Below are 15,371 nucleotides of genomic sequence, written 5' to 3' on the forward strand. Positions count from 1 at the left end.
TTGGTAATAACACAAAAATATTTAAAATGAAAAAAATTATAGCACTAATATGTCTTTTAACTATAGGGACTGTAGGTTTTGCGCAAGTTGATCAATACAGTGAAGATGTTAAAGCGTGTATTAAAAGCAATGGAACCATGACCTACTACGAAGGCGTGGTTGATCAAATGTTTACCATGCTTGAAGAGCAATTTACATCTCAAGAAGTTCCTGCAGCTGTTTGGACAGAATTAAAAAATGAGAAATCTGATGCGATGGGAGAATTAGCGCAAATGGTAGTGTCTGCCTACAGAGCTCATTTTACGCATGAGGATGTTAAAAACATGAATGCACTATATACTACTAAAGCAGGTAAAAATATGTTTAAACCTGAAGAGTTGACGGAAGGGGATAAAATAATTTTAACAGAATTTTATAAAAGTGATACTGGTCAAAAGATTGTGAGTTCTCAGGATTCTATGAATGCTTCAATGGGTGATATCTCTGTGATGTGGAGCGGAGATTTATATAAAAGTATGATAGCAAAATTATCAGAAAAAGGATTTGATCTTTAAATCGATAGCTTTGCTAAATAGTCATAATGCTCGCCTTCAGCGAGCATTTCGCATTTTAAGTCAATAGCACTACAAGCGTCTCTTAATAGCTTGTAGTCTAAATATAACCACTTCATCGGGGTTTCTTTTTCGCCTTTATAACTTAAAAAATAATCTAGTTCTCCATAATAATTAGCATTCATATCTTGCCAAAAGCCACCATCTTCATCTAAGTACATATATTTAATATCGCTAGAGTCTATTAGGACTTGACCTCCTTCATTTAATAAGGTTTTTAAATGTGTAAGATATTTGGAGATTTGATCAAGGGTTTGGAATATGCCGGTACCATTCATCAATAATAAAATAGTGTCAAATGTTTCGGTTTCATCCATAAGTGCCTTCTGCTCTGTATTAATAACGCCTCTAGCGATACTTACAGTAATGGCACCTTGAGAGATATCAATAGCTTTTACATCAAAACCTTCATTTTGTAAATACAAACTGTGATTACCAGATCCGCAACCAACATCTAAAATTTTTCCTGTAGACAGTTTTAACGCGTGTTGTTCTAATTTAGGCATGTCTTTAAAAGCTCTAAAAAGATAGGGTAGAGGCAGCTCATCTTCGTCAGAAATGTTAGTTGAAGTAATTAGGTCTTCTGTGTAATTGTTATTCTGATAATCTAGTAACGCTTTCCCAAAAAGGTCTTTCATATAAATCGTATGCTTTTTTATTTCCGTGTAAACGAAAACGTCCTAACTTCAATAGTAAGTTTGATACAGTTGAAGTGTTTTAAAAATCTTATTTTTGTAGCATGGAAGACATTTTAAACAATCTGCCAAAGCTTGCCAAAGATAAGCATAAGGAAAATAAAACCTTTTTTACTAAGTTAAAAAAGAAAGCACCAAAGCAATTGGACTATATAATGCAGGAATTGCATGAAGCAGAGTTTAAAAAGACCGATTGCTTGACATGTGCAAACTGTTGTAAAACTACAGGTCCCTTATTTACGGATAAAGATATCCAACGTGTGGCGAAACACTTTAGGCAAAAGCCACAACAATTTATTGATACGTATTTACGTTTGGATGAGGAGAATGATTATGTATTACAATCTGTACCATGTACTTTTTTAGGCGCGGATAATTATTGTTCTATTTATGATGTGCGACCAAAGGCATGTGCAGAATTCCCGCATACGGATCGTAAAAAATTTCAGCAAATTTCAAATTTAACACTAAAGAATGTGGCTATCTGTCCTGCGGCTTTCAATATTGTTGAAGAGATGAAAAAACGAATTAAATATTAATACTATTATTTTGTATTTTTAGATATTATGAAAAAACTACTACTTATAATATTAGTCTGTTTTGTTTCCATTACAACTGCTAACAGTCAAGAGTGGCTTACATCGTTTACTCTGGCAAAGAGATTAGCGCTGTCTAAAAATAAGATGCTATTAGTTATCTGGGAAGATGCAACAAATTACTCTTATCCCATTATACTTGAAGATAAGGATGGAACTCAAGTCGTTGCAGAGTTATTTGGAAGTGCAAGCATTAAAACGTTGGTTTGGGATTATTTTGTACCTGTCATTCTTAGTGAGTCTAATTACAGTAAACTATATGAAGCCTTAGGAGATGAAAGGGACGCTAAGTATATTCAACATTTTAACGATGATAGAATAAAAGTCATGGATCCTAATGGTACTATTTTAGATATTTCTTTTCAGGATCAATTTGTTACTCAGAATTTAACAGCAATTATTAAAAAATACGCGCTTGATACTTCTTTTTTAGAAGCAGAATTAAGTGTCTATTTTGATAATAAAAGCTATGCGTCCACATTTAGGTTAGCTAATAAATATCTTGATTTTGCAATATATGCTGAAGATTATTTAAAGGATGAGTTAATTATGTTATCCGATATTTATATGTCAGAAGCAAAAGCATTATTACAAAGTAGTGCATTGGACAAAAAAGAAGCATTGCTGCAAAAACATGAATTATTGGAAATAAAAGCATTTTTAATTTCGGATAAGCCTAATAAAGCACGTCGATTTTTAAAAAGATACAATCTAGAAGAGATTGATCAAATTAATACGTCCTTATTTGCTTTTCTTAATTACACAACATATAGAGGCTTAGATGATATTGAAGAAGCCTTGCAATGGAAACCTCAAGTGTTACAATCGGACCTAAATAAAGTCAAGTTTATTATTAACTAATTTAGTGGTGTTAGTATCAATATAAGTCAACTTGTACGGGCTTTAATCGTGTAGGTTTTTTTATTTACTAGGCTTGAAATTAACGTCTATATCTGGATCTAATTTATGGGGTAATAGTATACCGATTTTACAGGTTGTAAAACTTGTTTTTACTCAATATCATGTATCTTTTACAGGCTTGTCTTGTGTTGTTTTTGTTAAAAACTGATAATAATTCATGTTTTCGACGCATTAGTTGCGTATATGGTGGTGTAACGATTCGATGTGTTGTAAATAATTGATTATCAGACAAATTAACTATTCATCGAGTTTTTTGTGACGTTCGACTAAAATTGTATAATTTTAGGGTAGATTGATATGGATTATCCCTTATTCATTATAAATTTGTAGCACCCTTATATCTGATTTTAACATAACGATATAATTCAAAATTATGAATAGTCAAAAAATAATAAATACAATTTTCTTGTTACTTATAGTAACTACTTCTGCTTTTTCTCAAGTTACAAGTAGCAAAACAACAATTGTTGAAAATGTTAATGCTTCCAAAGCTGGTCTTATCCATGTATTAAATAAGACAGGAGATACTATTATTTTAAAAAGTAATACTGAAATTTATAGATTTAGCTTTTTATTTCATAGCCAAAAAGAATCTGTTTTAATGGATTTGGGAAGTAAAGAGGCTAGAATTCCTTTACATCACTTTGAGGTGGGACGTTATACTGTAGTCGCTTATAGAGAAGATGCGGTATACCCAATTTCTTTAAATCGTATGGAAGCAATCGCTAAGCCAACAGATGCTATTGCTGATTTAGAGGAAGATGTATTGCGTGCAAGTTTGTCTAGTACAGAACAATTAAAAAGAGGGATGCCAGATAGAGAAACGTTTTTAGCTACTATGGCAGCTAAGGCAGAAAAAAGTAAGGCTGAAAAAGAGCAAATTGGACGTTTTAGAAGAGAAGTTGAGGCAAGAGCTAAAAAGGAGCAAGCTTTAGCGTTAGTTAGAGAAAAAGAACTAAGAGCACGTTTAAAAAAACGAGCAGAAGAAAAAGCGCTTAGTGCACGTTCTTTAGTTGAAGCTGATAGATTGAGAGCAGAAAAAGACAGAGCAGAAGCTAAAAAAAAAAAAACAAGAAATTCGCTAGTGATAAATTAGATCCCCCATCTAAAGAAGCAGAGTTCAAAGAAGTTAAGTATAATCTTTCCGATATAGACAATGATAGTTCGTTGGATAGACAAACAAGAAATGAGTATCGAAAAGAAAACTTAAGGCCTAACGGTAAAACATATGACGAATAATTATATGTTAGTTATACAACACATAGGGTTGTCTTTTAATCTTAAAACTATTTAAGCCACTTGTCCAAGTGGCTTTTATTTTGTCTTCATCCCAACCCGCTTCAATCTGTTGTTGTAGTTTATTTGTTCCAGCTAGTTTTGTAAAAAAACCATTTTTAATAAAAAACTCAGACTGATTTGTAGTTGTTTTATAAGCCGCAATAAGATAGTTTAAGTTTAAACCATTTAAAGGTTTAGCTTGACTTAAGTTATAACCATTACACACTTTGTTTTCATATTTAGGGTATTTGGCACCATCGTTAGCAATAGGAGTAAAGACATAACTAGATTTTGGTAAAAAAGGAGACCCATATATTTGAAACTGTAAATCCGTACCACGACCAGCGCTTATGTTGGTACCTTCAAAAAGACATAAACTAGGATACAGGTTTATGGCCTGTGCATTAGGTAAGTTTGGAGATGGTTTGATAGGTAAGTCGTAAGTCATTTGTCTATTATAATGTGTCATAGTTATAACCTTCAGATTGCACTGTATACCATTTTTAAGCCACTTTTCTCCATTAATCATCGTTGCGTATTCGCCAATAGTCAATCCATGAACAATAGGGACTGGATGCATTCCAACAAAACTAGAGTGTTCCATTTCTAAAATAGGACCATCTATATAATGACCATTAGGGTTTGGTCTATCCAAAACAAGCAACAGTTTGTTTTGTTCTGCACAAGCTTCCATAACATAGTGTAAAGACGAGATATAAGTGTAAAAACGTGCACCAACATCTTGTATGTCAAAAATTATAACATCAATATCTTGTAGTTGCTCAGCACTAGGTTTTTTATTTTTTCCGTAAAGAGAAACTATAGGTAAACCTGTTTTAGTATCAATACCATCTTTTACAACTTCTCCCGCATCGGCTTGACCTCTAAAACCATGTTCTGGTGCAAATACTTTTGTAACATTTACTTTTTCAGAAATAAGAGAGTCCACTAAATGTGAATATGATTGACCACTAACAGTATTAGAGGGTGATATCACATTTTTAAAAATAACACTAGTTTGGTTAGCAACAATACCAACACGTTTCCCTTTTAGCAAAGATAAATAGGATTTAGTTTGATTGGCGCCAACAATAATTGGGTTAAAAGGAGGGGGATTTGTTTTAGTTTTGGTTTTAGCCAAAATTTGGTTTGTCTCGGCTAAATTATCTTTCGTTTTAGAAGCACAAGAAATTAATACTAAAACAAATAATAAAACTGTATTTTTGAAAACATTAAATCGCATAATCTAGTTTGAATTTCGAGTTTTTTATAGCAAAACGCATAATTGATAGTAAAGCGTATAAAAGTAGTATATCGGCACCAATAATAAAAATTGGAATCGTAGCAATTGCATTGGGTATTATTGTCATGATGATTGCTATTGCGACAGGGGTTGGTCTGCAACAAAAAATCAGAGAAAAAGTAATTGCATTTAATGGCCATAGTGTTATAGGTATTTATGATAATAATAAATCTGAAGAAAGTATCAGACCTATCTCCACTAATCAGGACTTTTACCCTGAATTTACTGCTGTTCCTGATGTTACGCATATTCAAGGTACAGCTACAAAATCAGGAATAATAAGGTTAGAAAACGATTTTGAATATATTATCGTAAAAGGGGTCGGAGCAGATTACAATTGGCACTATTTTAAAGATTTTCTAGTAGAAGGGCGACTTCCGGATTATACAAAAAAAAGAAATCAAGATATTTTAATCTCTCAATATTTAGCAAATAGATTACAGCTTAAATTAAATGATCGTATAAATACCTATTTTTTAAAAGAGGATACAACAAAACCGCCAAATGTAATTACATATAATATAGTAGGGGTGTATAATTCAGGGTTACAAGAAATGGATCAATTATTTGTAATAGGAGATATTAGACATATCCAACGTTTAAATAAATGGGACGATGATCAAGTCGGACGTTTCGAGGTTTTTATAGACAATTATAGTAATCTAGAAACAGCAGGAGAAGCAATTCTTAAGCAGGTGCCCACCACGCTACAAGCGCAAACGGTAGATAAAGTGTATCCATTTATATTTGATTGGATTAAAATATTTGACAATAACATATATGCAATTATAGGAATCATGATTCTTGTAGCGGGTATTAATATGATAACCGCATTACTAATTTTAATATTGGAACGTACCCAAATGATTGGGATTTTAAAAGCACTAGGAAGTGATAATATTAGTATTCGTAAGATTTTCTTGTACAACGCAGGGTATTTGATTTTAAAAGGGCTGTTTTGGGGTAATTTGATAGGGATAAGCCTATTATTACTTCAAAAGTATTTTGGATTATTTCCATTAGACCCAAAGACATACTATGTGTCAGCAGTACCGGTATATCTTAATATAGGATACATTATAGCACTAAATATAGGTACCTTTATATTGTGTTTATCAATGTTACTAATACCGTCTTACATCATTTCAAAGATTTCGCCAGTCAAAGCCATCCGTTTTGATTAAATAATTTGGGCGTTACCTTAATCCTGAATTTAGTTCAGGATTAAGGTCGCGTCATCCACTATATCTTTTTTGCGCATAAGCGCGCACAAAAAAGGATGCCGTTTCTACCGCTAACGCAACTAACCAAGTTGAGTTTCAAAATAAATTAATTTAGTTTTAACTTTCAACTTTAGACAATTACCTTACTTTTGCAAATTCAAAAGAAAATATTAAATCAAATTTTAAATTTTTAGAGACGAATTAATTTTCACCTATAAAAAACAGAAATGAACCGAGTTTTATATCGAAGTTAAATAGAGAGAACTTCATGTAAACGAACACATTTCACCTTTAAAAAATAATAACATATAGAAATGAACCGAGTTTTATATTGAAGTTAAATAGAAAGAACTTTATGTAAACGAACACATTTCACCTTTAAAAAAATAAAAAATAATAAAAAATAGAAATGAACCGAGTTTTATATCGAAGTTAAATAGAAAGAACTTTATGTAAACGAACACATTTCACCTTTAAAAAAATAATAAAAAACAGAAATGAACCGAGTTTCATATTGAAGTTAAATAGAAAGAACTTTATGTAAACGAACACATTTCACCTTTAAAAAAATAATAAAAAATAGAAATGAACTACGCAAATAACATATTAGAAACTATCGGTAATACACCATTAGTAAAGCTAAACAAACTAACAGAAGAGCTACCATGTTTAGTATTATCTAAATACGAAACTTTTAACCCAGGAAACTCAGTTAAAGACCGTATGGCATTACAAATGATAGAAGATGCAGAAGCAGATGGACGTCTTAAGCCAGGAGGAACTATCATAGAAGGAACTTCAGGTAATACAGGTATGGGATTAGCATTAGCTGCCATAATAAAAGGATACAAATGTATTTTTGTAATGGCAGACAAACAAAGTAAAGAGAAAGTAGATATTTTAAAAGCAGTAGGAGCTGAGGTTGTTGTTTGCCCAACAGCTGTGGAGCCAGATGATCCAAGATCATATTATTCGGTTTCAAAACGTTTAGGAGAAGAAACGCCAAACTCATGGTACGTTAACCAATATGATAATCCAAGTAACGCCAAAGCGCATTACCAAAGTACAGGTCCAGAAATCTGGGAACAAACAGATGGTAAAATTACACATTTTGTGGTAGGTGTTGGTACAGGAGGAACCATTTCTGGTGTTGGGAAATACCTGAAAGAGCAAAACCCTAACGTAAAAATATGGGGAATAGATACTTACGGAAGTGTCTTTAAAAAATACCACGAAACGGGAGAATTTGATGAAAATGAAATTTATCCTTACGTTACAGAAGGTATTGGAGAAGATATTCTACCAAAAAACGTGGACTTTAGTATCATCGATGGGTTTACTAAAGTAACTGATAAAGATGCTGCAGTATATACACAAAGACTGGCCAAAGAAGAAGGTATGTTTTTAGGTAATAGTGCAGGAGCAGCAATTAAAGGAGTGTTGCAGTTAAAAGAACACTTTACAAAAGATGACGTTGTGGTTGTGTTATTCCATGACCATGGAAGTCGTTATGTTGGTAAAATGTTTAATGACGACTGGATGCGCGAAATGGGTTATTTAGATTAGCCCTATAGCAAAAAATCAAGAATTATTAAAGCTATAATTCAAGACTATAAAAAAACTCACCATTTAAATGGTGAGTTTTTTTATGTGAACTATTCAAAATAACCTGAATTGTTTTTAGTGGTTTTAGTAATTAGAAGCTAATCAAAGACTTGTTTTTTGCGAATATGGCATGAAAAATTTAAAATATTTGATTTTACTGACATATTTTCTGATTTTGAAGTATTCAAATTAATTTGTTTTAAAAGAGGATGTATTGATGGTATTTAGTACAGTTAAAGGATTACAACGTTATTTTTAAGCTTAAAGCGACCATATTATAAGGTTATAACTTTTTGATTTAGTTTTTGGCGTGGTTTTGGCGTTTACAGGCATAATACGTTTAAATTAAAATAGGAGCTGTGTAAGAATTATGCAAAACCTATTTTTTAAAATTATAAAATTACAGTATGAGTCAAGTTAAAGAGAATAGCGCAGTCAAAGTAAATTACACAGGTAAATTATCTGATGGACAAGTTTTTGATAGTTCTGAAGGAAAAGAACCAATCGAATTTACTTTAGGACAAGGACAATTAATTCCTGGTTTTGAGAAAGGGTTAATTGACATGAAATTAAACGAGAAAAAAACGATTACAATTGCTAAAGAAGAAGCATACGGAGATATTAATGACGCTTTAAAACAAGAAGTTAGTAAAGCAGATCTACCACAAGATATGAAACCTGAAGTAGGGATGGGATTAGTATCTAAAGCTCCCGATGGACGTGAAACTAATTTACTAGTAGTAGAAGTTAAAGAAGATACTATTGTTTTAGATGCAAATCATCCTTTAGCTGGTAAAGATCTTATTTTTGATCTTGAAGTAGTAGAGATTAAATAAATAACGACTGCTAACTAAAGTAAGTCATTTATTTTGAGAAAAATCAAACAGCCCTTGATATAATTTTATAACAAGGGCTGTTTTTGTTTTTGATAAGTTTAGGTGTCGCTTATTATAAAAATATGACGCCTAATATTTAGTAATTAAAATCAATACAATCCCTAACAATGCAGGAACTGCTTGCACAAAAAATATTTTTTTAGATAGGGATAAAGCACCATAAATACCAGCGACAGCGACACAGCCTAAAAAGAATAAAGCAATATTAAAAGACCATTGTGGATCGGTGATAAAAAACGACCAAATTAGTCCGGCAGCTAAAAACCCATTATATAAGCCTTGATTAGCAGCCATAACTTTAGTTTGTCCAAATATTTCTTTAGGTATCGTTTTAAATACTTTACGTCCTATGGTGTCCCATGCAAACATTTCAAAATATAAAAAATAGAGGTGTAATACAACGACTATTGCTATGATAATTTTAATTAAGATGTCCATTTTTTTAGTTAAATAGTGTTAGTTTTTATTTTTTGTTGCGCAGTAAACATTATAATTTACGTTTAAAATACTTGATCCAAAAAAGCTTTAATACTGGCTTGATTTGTTTTTAATAACTCGTTTCTAGCATGTTCTGTATCCTTAGGCTTTTTATCTTGAGAGAGTTTAAATTTACCTTCCCAAGTGTCAATTGATATTTCAAATAGTTTAATATAGTCTAAATTTTTGTCTAATCTAGGATTGTCGGATTCTAAAACGTATTTGTGGTCTGGAGCTTCTAAAAATTCGGTCATAGTAATTAAAGATTGCTTTAACTGATCCTTATTATCAATTCTAGAAACAGTTCCAGTTAAATGCACTTTAATATAGTTCCATGTTGGTAGCTGTGTTGTCGTGTAAATACTTGGAGAAATGTAGCATTGTGGACCAGAAAACAAGATTGTTATATCGTTTTGATTTTGTAAGACTTCGGTTTGCGGATTATAAATATCAATATGTCCAATTAATTTACCATCACTTTCACGATAAATAAGAGGTAAGTGTGTCACTAACGGTTTGTTGTTTTTAACCGAAATAACAGTCGCTAAAGGATAGGTTTTAATCACTTGTATTAAGTGTTTTTTATCGCTATCTTGATGTTTTTTAGGGGGATACAAATTGATTTATTATAAAGTTAGAAGTGTTTATTTCATTTAAAAATCACAAAATAATGTGTAGTTTTATAAAATGTCAGATAAAAGTACTTCATTTTCAATTAAAAACTGGTCTCAAGACGATCAACCTAGAGAAAAACTATTATATAAAGGAAAAGCAATATTGAGCGATGCGGAATTGGTTGCTATTTTAATAGGCTCAGGAAACAGAGACGAAAGCGCAGTATCCTTATGTAAACGTATCTTATCTAGTGTGGATAATAATTTAAGCGAATTAGGTAAACTTAGTATCAAGCAATTGATGGCGTTTAAAGGTATTGGTGAAGCCAAAGCTATTAGTATAATTGCAGCTTTAGAATTAGGACGCCGACGCCGAGGGGAAGAAGCTTTGCGGAAAAATAAAATTACCTCTAGCAAATCCGTGTTTGAGCTTATGCAACCTATTATTGGAGAGTTACCGCATGAAGAGTTTTGGATAGTGTATTTAAATAATTCCAATAAGGTCATTTATAAAAATCAACTTAGTAAAGGTGGTATTACTGGGACTTTAGTCGATACCCGTTTGGTACTAAAAACAGCTCTAGAAGTTGGAGCGGTAGGACTTATTTTAGCACACAATCATCCATCAGGGACTTTAAAGCCAAGTCAAGCGGATAAAGAGGTGACTTTAAAGTTAAAGACAGCGGCGCGAAGTTTAGATATAAAAGTATTGGATCATTTGATTGTAACGGAAAATGCTTATTTTAGTTTTGCAGACGAGTCTTTACTTTAAAATTTAATATTTTAACTTCAATTATCAAGCACTTGATTATTAAATTTTATATTTATAATTGGATGCTTTTACTTTTTGAAATTCTTATTTTTGAGTCGCTAGATAATGCACAGAATATGGATCACTGCTTACTTAAAAAATGCTTTTAGTTTACACACATAAAATAACCCCCAGAGTCAAGTATGTTTTCAAACAAATTTGCACTAGGATTTTGGGTATACCTGTTAGTTTTACAACAACTATTGAGGAGTTTATTGCACATGATAGTTTAAAGATATCGTATACAAGGCAGCCTTTAAGTAACGAGATTTTTATACGTAGTAATGAGTTGCTATTCGAGCAAGGTTTATCGGATGTAGAGATTGCTATTTTGCCTTGGGAGGATACTAAGTGTTTTTTTGCGGCAGGAGACAAGAGTGCTTTGTCTTTTGATATTTTTGCAGCTGCTTTTTATTTAATTAGTAGATATGAGGAGTATCTGCCACATGTAAAAGATCAATACGGTCGTTTTACAGCGCAGGAAAGTATCGCGTTTAAAAATAACTTTTTAGACCAACCAGTGGTGGATATATGGGCCTATAAGTTTAAAACACTATTAGAGAACAATTATCCGGATTTTAATTTTCCAGAACAAAAATATAATGTCATACCAGTTATTGACGTGCCTGTTGCTTATCAGTATAAGCTAAAAGGGATAATGCGTACCATTAGCGGTACATTTATAGATGTTTTGACTTTTAAGTTTAAGCGTGTCTATCAAAGATATTCAGTGTTATCTGGATTTAAACGCGACCCACACGATACCTATAAATATATTGTTAACAAACAAAAATCTTCAAAGTATAAATTTGTATTTTTCTTTTTATTAGGTGACTTTTCAACGTATGATAAAAATATCAATGCACAAAAACAAAAATTTATTTCTTTAATAAAACACGTGGCAGACTATTGTCAAGTGGGTATTAAAATCTCTTTTTTTGCATTAACTAATATAGAATTGCTTAAAGAAGAAAAGAGTAGGATGGAAGGCATTATTAATAATGCTATTGTGGGGTCTAGACAGTCCTTTTCTAAAGTAAACTTACCAGAATCCTACCGTAATTTGGTCGAACTAGAAATTCCTGAAGACTATACTATGGGGTATGTCAATCATTTGGGTTTTAGAGCCGGGACATGCACACCATTTTTATTTTACGATTTAGATTTTGAAGTTCAAACCCCACTTAAAGTCGTGCCCTATCAAGCTATAGATTTTGCTTTTTTAAAATACCATTCTCTGTTAGATAAAGAGCAGGCACTTAAACGATTGATAAATACAATTAAAAAGGTAAACGGAACTTTTGTACCGGTATTTCATAATTACACGTTTAGTAAACAAGACCGTTGGAAACATTTTAAAACACTTTTTAATATAATATTGGATGCCAAAAACAAATAAAGTAGAACACGTCTTTTTTGATTTAGACCATACACTATGGGATTTTGATAAAAACTCAGCTTTAACTTTTGATTTTATTTTCAAAAAACATCAAGTTAAGACTAATCTAAATGATTTTTTACGCTTTTACGAACCCATAAATCTTAAGTATTGGAAGTTATATAGAGACGAAAAAGTAACCAAGGAAGATTTGCGATACAGTAGATTAAAGGAGACTTTTGATGCTTTACAATTTACGGTAAAAGACCAAGTGATTAATCAATTATCTGAAGATTATATTACGTATTTGTCTAGTTTTAATAATGTTTTTGATGGTACGTTTGAGATATTAGACTATCTAAAATCTAAATATAAGTTACATATTATTACTAATGGATTTAAAGATGCTCAAAACAATAAATTAAAATCTTCAAAATTGGATCATTATTTTGAGACAGTGACAAGTGCGGAGGCAGCAGGTGTAAAAAAACCTAATCCTCATATCTTTAACTTTGCTTTAAATTCGGCTCAAGCCGAAACACAAAATAGTATAATGATTGGGGATAATTACGAAGCAGATATTTTAGGTGCTTTAGATATAGGCTTAGACGCTATTTGTTTTAATTATCATAAAGTAGAGGAGTTGCCCGGAATAAAATTTATTAATCATTTATCAGACATTAAAAAATATTTATAATAACATGGCTTTTCACTATAAAATAATAGTAGTATTCTTTTTTTTATTTAGTTTTTCACTCACGTCAACTGCTCAAAAACAATTAAATGATTACAAATATATTGTGGTACCAGATCAGTTTTCTTGTCAAAAGAAAGCTAACGATTATCAATTAAATGGATTAACTCAATTTTTATTAAAGAAGCAAAATTTTGCAGTTTTTTTAGATTCAGAAAGTTTACCAGAGGATGCTGTCAAAAATGGGTGCTTGGTAGTTTATGCAGACGTTACGGAACATAGTAATATGTTTAAAACTAAGCTGAAAATTAATTTTAGAAATTGTAATAATCAAATTGTATTTACTTCAGAAGAGGGTATTTCTTTAGACAAGGAATATAAAGTAGCTTACAACGTTGCTTTACGTAATACAATTAAAACCTTTCAAAATTTTAAGCACAATTATATAGTAAAAAAAGAGTCTCAACCATTGGTTTCAATTATAAATGATGTCCCGGATACAATAATTAAATCTCAAGATAACACATCAAATACTTTGGTCAATACAGAGGTTAAGATTAATAATTTACCAGTCTCTAAACAGGATTTGTATACAGCACAATTAATTCAAGGTTCCGTATTTTGTTATCAATTAAAAACGGAAAATAATACCATAGTCTACACTATTCTGTTTTCTGGGAAAGAAGATTTTTATCTGGTAAAAGGAACGGATGCTGTAATCTATAAAATGAATGCACAATGGATTTTAGCGCAGTATAAAAATGATGTTTTAGAAACTAAAGCAATTAATATTCAATTTTAGTAGCCATATTTTTCTTTCCAACGTGATTTTAAAAAGTCACGTTGGGCATTTTCTCTGCCATTATTACCAGGATCGTATAGCTTCGTATTACTAATTTCTTTGGGTAAAAACTCTTGAGTAGCAAAATTATTTTCATAATTATGGCTGTATTTATAGTCTTCGCCATAGCCAATCTCTTTCATTAATTTAGTAGGTGCATTTCTGATATTCAAAGGCACACTTAAATCTCCAGTTTGCTTTACCAATTGTTGTGCATGGTTAATAGCCATATAAGCAGCGTTACTTTTTGGGGAGCAGGCAAGATACGTGGCGCATTGGCTTAAAATAATTCTAGATTCAGGATAACCAATAGTGGTCACTGCTTGAAAGGTTGTATTAGCCATAACCAAAGCGGTGGGATTAGCATTTCCAATATCTTCACTAGCTAAAATTAATAGCCTTCGGGCAATAAATTTAACATCTTCGCCACCTTCAACCATTCTAGCCAAGTAATACACCGCAGCATTTGGATCGCTACCCCTTATAGATTTTATAAAAGCCGATACAATATCATAATGCTGTTCTCCAGTTTTGTCATAACGTACCGTATTGTTTTCTACTTTATCCAAAACCATAGCATCCGTGATGGTAATAGGTTCTTCAGTTTCACTATTAACGACTAACTCAAAAATGTTTAAGAGTTTTCTAGCGTCTCCTCCAGAATGACGTAATAAAGCATTGGTTTCCTTAAGTAATATGTTTTTTTTAGATAAGTATTCGTCTTTTTCAATAGCGCGCTTTAAAAGGTCTTCCAAATCAGTTTTTTCAAACGCTTTTAAAATATAAACCTGACAGCGTGACAATAATGCGGATATAACCTCAAAGCTGGGGTTTTCTGTGGTGGCACCAATTAAAGTCACCCACCCTTTTTCTACAGCTTGTAGTAAACTATCCTGTTGTGATTTGCTAAATCGATGGATCTCGTCAATAAACAAAATCGGGTTTTTAGCAGTAAATAACCCACCACTATTTTTGGCTTTATCAATAACTTCTCGTACATCTTTAACACCAGAACTAATAGCACTTAGTGTATAAAAAGGGCGTTTGGATGTAGTTGCAATGATATTTGCTAAAGTTGTTTTTCCAATGCCCGGAGGTCCCCAAAGAATCATACTTGGTATAAGGCCTTGTTGGATGTGTTTGGTTAATGTCCCGTTGGGACCCACTAAGTGCGACTGACTAATATAGTCGTCTAAAGTTTGTGGACGTAATCTTTCGGCTAAAGGCGTATTCATGATGTAAAATTAAATTATTTTTTTGGTTGGCGTGACTTTTTTACTCATTCTTAACAAAAAAGTCTAGCTGTGTCTACCCCATTTTTGTGCTTACACCAAAAGGATGTCTAACACAGCGATATATTCCTCAGGCAGTAACCGACTGACATTATTACATTACAGTAAAATTGGATAACTATTTGCTATATTTATT

General features: G+C 31.9%; 16 protein-coding genes. 11 read left to right on the top strand and 5 right to left on the bottom strand.

Features of this window, described 5'->3' with window-relative positions:
• Positions 1-26: 26 nt before the first annotated feature.
• Positions 27-554: a DUF2059 domain-containing protein gene (locus tag E9099_RS10775; RefSeq protein WP_136583630.1), complete on the top strand. Its 528-nt coding sequence runs from the start codon at positions 27-29 to the stop codon at positions 552-554.
• Here E9099_RS10775 and E9099_RS10780 read toward each other — a convergent pair.
• The gene (locus tag E9099_RS10780) at positions 551-1,249 is read right to left on the bottom strand and encodes a class I SAM-dependent methyltransferase (protein WP_136583631.1); all 699 of its coding nucleotides are present in this window, start codon (positions 1,247-1,249) and stop codon (positions 551-553) included. The two genes, E9099_RS10775 and E9099_RS10780, sit on opposite strands and share 4 nt — an antisense overlap.
• Positions 1,250-1,350: 101 nt before the next feature.
• Here E9099_RS10780 and E9099_RS10785 point away from each other — a divergent pair, with 101 nt between their 5' ends.
• The 3 genes from E9099_RS10785 to E9099_RS10795 all read left to right on the top strand — a co-directional run bounded on the left by E9099_RS10785 (position 1,351) and on the right by E9099_RS10795 (position 3,919).
• Positions 1,351-1,845: a YkgJ family cysteine cluster protein gene (locus E9099_RS10785; RefSeq protein WP_136583632.1), complete on the top strand. Its 495-nt coding sequence runs from the start codon at positions 1,351-1,353 to the stop codon at positions 1,843-1,845.
• Positions 1,846-1,872: 27 nt separating this feature from the next.
• Positions 1,873-2,763, top strand: a complete 891-nt coding sequence (locus tag E9099_RS10790; RefSeq protein ID WP_136583633.1) for a hypothetical protein — start codon at positions 1,873-1,875, stop codon at positions 2,761-2,763.
• A 433-nt stretch (positions 2,764-3,196) separates the two neighbouring features.
• Positions 3,197-3,919: a hypothetical protein gene (locus E9099_RS10795; protein WP_136583634.1), complete on the top strand. Its 723-nt coding sequence runs from the start codon at positions 3,197-3,199 to the stop codon at positions 3,917-3,919.
• A gap of 150 nt (positions 3,920-4,069) precedes the next feature.
• Here the strand turns inward: E9099_RS10795 and E9099_RS10800 are convergent, their stop codons facing one another.
• Positions 4,070-5,344: an exo-beta-N-acetylmuramidase NamZ domain-containing protein gene (locus E9099_RS10800; RefSeq protein WP_136583635.1), complete on the bottom strand. Its 1,275-nt coding sequence runs from the start codon at positions 5,342-5,344 to the stop codon at positions 4,070-4,072.
• An 8-nt stretch (positions 5,345-5,352) separates the two neighbouring features.
• Here E9099_RS10800 and E9099_RS10805 point away from each other — a divergent pair, with 8 nt between their 5' ends.
• The 3 genes from E9099_RS10805 (at position 5,353) to E9099_RS10815 (ending at position 9,068) form a co-directional block, all read left to right on the top strand.
• On the top strand, positions 5,353-6,588 hold the full coding sequence (locus E9099_RS10805) for an ABC transporter permease (RefSeq protein WP_136583636.1): 1,236 nt from the start codon (positions 5,353-5,355) through the stop codon (positions 6,586-6,588).
• 624 nt (positions 6,589-7,212) lie between these two features.
• Positions 7,213-8,193: a PLP-dependent cysteine synthase family protein gene (locus E9099_RS10810; protein ID WP_136583637.1), complete on the top strand. Its 981-nt coding sequence runs from the start codon at positions 7,213-7,215 to the stop codon at positions 8,191-8,193.
• Positions 8,194-8,639: 446 nt separating this feature from the next.
• Complete coding sequence (locus E9099_RS10815) at positions 8,640-9,068, top strand: peptidylprolyl isomerase (RefSeq protein WP_136583638.1); 429 nt, start codon at positions 8,640-8,642, stop codon at positions 9,066-9,068.
• A gap of 129 nt (positions 9,069-9,197) precedes the next feature.
• On the opposite strand, the gene E9099_RS10820 is transcribed toward E9099_RS10815, so the two are convergent.
• Both E9099_RS10820 and E9099_RS10825 read right to left on the bottom strand, forming a co-directional pair.
• Entirely contained in the window at positions 9,198-9,566 is a 369-nt protein-coding gene (locus E9099_RS10820; protein ID WP_136583639.1) for a DUF1304 domain-containing protein, read from the bottom strand.
• A gap of 62 nt (positions 9,567-9,628) precedes the next feature.
• Positions 9,629-10,222: an FMN-binding negative transcriptional regulator gene (locus tag E9099_RS10825; protein WP_262710403.1), complete on the bottom strand. Its 594-nt coding sequence runs from the start codon at positions 10,220-10,222 to the stop codon at positions 9,629-9,631.
• 70 nt (positions 10,223-10,292) lie between these two features.
• Here E9099_RS10825 and radC point away from each other — a divergent pair, with 70 nt between their 5' ends.
• From radC to E9099_RS10845, 4 genes are all read left to right on the top strand, one after another.
• Positions 10,293-10,991, top strand: a complete 699-nt coding sequence (radC, locus tag E9099_RS10830; protein ID WP_136583641.1) for a RadC family protein — start codon at positions 10,293-10,295, stop codon at positions 10,989-10,991.
• Between the two features lie 139 nt (positions 10,992-11,130).
• The gene (locus E9099_RS10835; RefSeq protein ID WP_136583642.1) at positions 11,131-12,429 is read left to right on the top strand and encodes a polysaccharide deacetylase family protein; all 1,299 of its coding nucleotides are present in this window, start codon (positions 11,131-11,133) and stop codon (positions 12,427-12,429) included.
• The gene (locus E9099_RS10840; RefSeq protein WP_136583643.1) at positions 12,413-13,105 is read left to right on the top strand and encodes a YjjG family noncanonical pyrimidine nucleotidase; all 693 of its coding nucleotides are present in this window, start codon (positions 12,413-12,415) and stop codon (positions 13,103-13,105) included. The genes E9099_RS10835 and E9099_RS10840 overlap by 17 nt, the downstream gene beginning before the upstream one ends.
• Positions 13,106-13,109: 4 nt before the next feature.
• On the top strand, positions 13,110-13,904 hold the full coding sequence (locus E9099_RS10845) for a hypothetical protein (protein WP_136583644.1): 795 nt from the start codon (positions 13,110-13,112) through the stop codon (positions 13,902-13,904).
• On the opposite strand, the gene E9099_RS10850 is transcribed toward E9099_RS10845, so the two are convergent.
• Positions 13,901-15,178: a replication-associated recombination protein A gene (locus tag E9099_RS10850; protein ID WP_136583645.1), complete on the bottom strand. Its 1,278-nt coding sequence runs from the start codon at positions 15,176-15,178 to the stop codon at positions 13,901-13,903. The two genes, E9099_RS10845 and E9099_RS10850, sit on opposite strands and share 4 nt — an antisense overlap.
• Positions 15,179-15,371: the final 193 nt, after the last annotated feature.

The sequence above is a fragment of the Psychroserpens sp. NJDZ02 genome, from assembly GCF_004843725.1.
Classification (GTDB): Bacteria; Bacteroidota; Bacteroidia; order Flavobacteriales; family Flavobacteriaceae; genus Olleya.

What these genes read in the sequence shown, in the direction of transcription:
- E9099_RS10800 (WP_136583635.1), bottom strand. Translation starts at nt 5,344, where the DNA reads ATGCGATTTAATGTTTTCAAAAATACAGTTTTATTATTTGTTTTAGTA.
- E9099_RS10820 (WP_136583639.1), bottom strand. Translation starts at nt 9,566, where the DNA reads ATGGACATCTTAATTAAAATTATCATAGCAATAGTCGTTGTATTACAC.
- E9099_RS10795 (WP_136583634.1), top strand. Translation starts at nt 3,197, where the DNA reads ATGAATAGTCAAAAAATAATAAATACAATTTTCTTGTTACTTATAGTA.
- E9099_RS10840 (WP_136583643.1), top strand. Translation starts at nt 12,413, where the DNA reads ATGCCAAAAACAAATAAAGTAGAACACGTCTTTTTTGATTTAGACCAT.
- E9099_RS10845 (WP_136583644.1), top strand. Translation starts at nt 13,110, where the DNA reads ATGGCTTTTCACTATAAAATAATAGTAGTATTCTTTTTTTTATTTAGT.
- E9099_RS10785 (WP_136583632.1), top strand. Translation starts at nt 1,351, where the DNA reads ATGGAAGACATTTTAAACAATCTGCCAAAGCTTGCCAAAGATAAGCAT.
- E9099_RS10835 (WP_136583642.1), top strand. Translation starts at nt 11,131, where the DNA reads ATGCTTTTAGTTTACACACATAAAATAACCCCCAGAGTCAAGTATGTT.
- E9099_RS10775 (WP_136583630.1), top strand. Translation starts at nt 27, where the DNA reads ATGAAAAAAATTATAGCACTAATATGTCTTTTAACTATAGGGACTGTA.
- E9099_RS10780 (WP_136583631.1), bottom strand. Translation starts at nt 1,249, where the DNA reads ATGAAAGACCTTTTTGGGAAAGCGTTACTAGATTATCAGAATAACAAT.
- radC (WP_136583641.1), top strand. Translation starts at nt 10,293, where the DNA reads ATGTCAGATAAAAGTACTTCATTTTCAATTAAAAACTGGTCTCAAGAC.
- E9099_RS10850 (WP_136583645.1), bottom strand. Translation starts at nt 15,178, where the DNA reads ATGAATACGCCTTTAGCCGAAAGATTACGTCCACAAACTTTAGACGAC.
- E9099_RS10790 (WP_136583633.1), top strand. Translation starts at nt 1,873, where the DNA reads ATGAAAAAACTACTACTTATAATATTAGTCTGTTTTGTTTCCATTACA.
- E9099_RS10810 (WP_136583637.1), top strand. Translation starts at nt 7,213, where the DNA reads ATGAACTACGCAAATAACATATTAGAAACTATCGGTAATACACCATTA.
- E9099_RS10815 (WP_136583638.1), top strand. Translation starts at nt 8,640, where the DNA reads ATGAGTCAAGTTAAAGAGAATAGCGCAGTCAAAGTAAATTACACAGGT.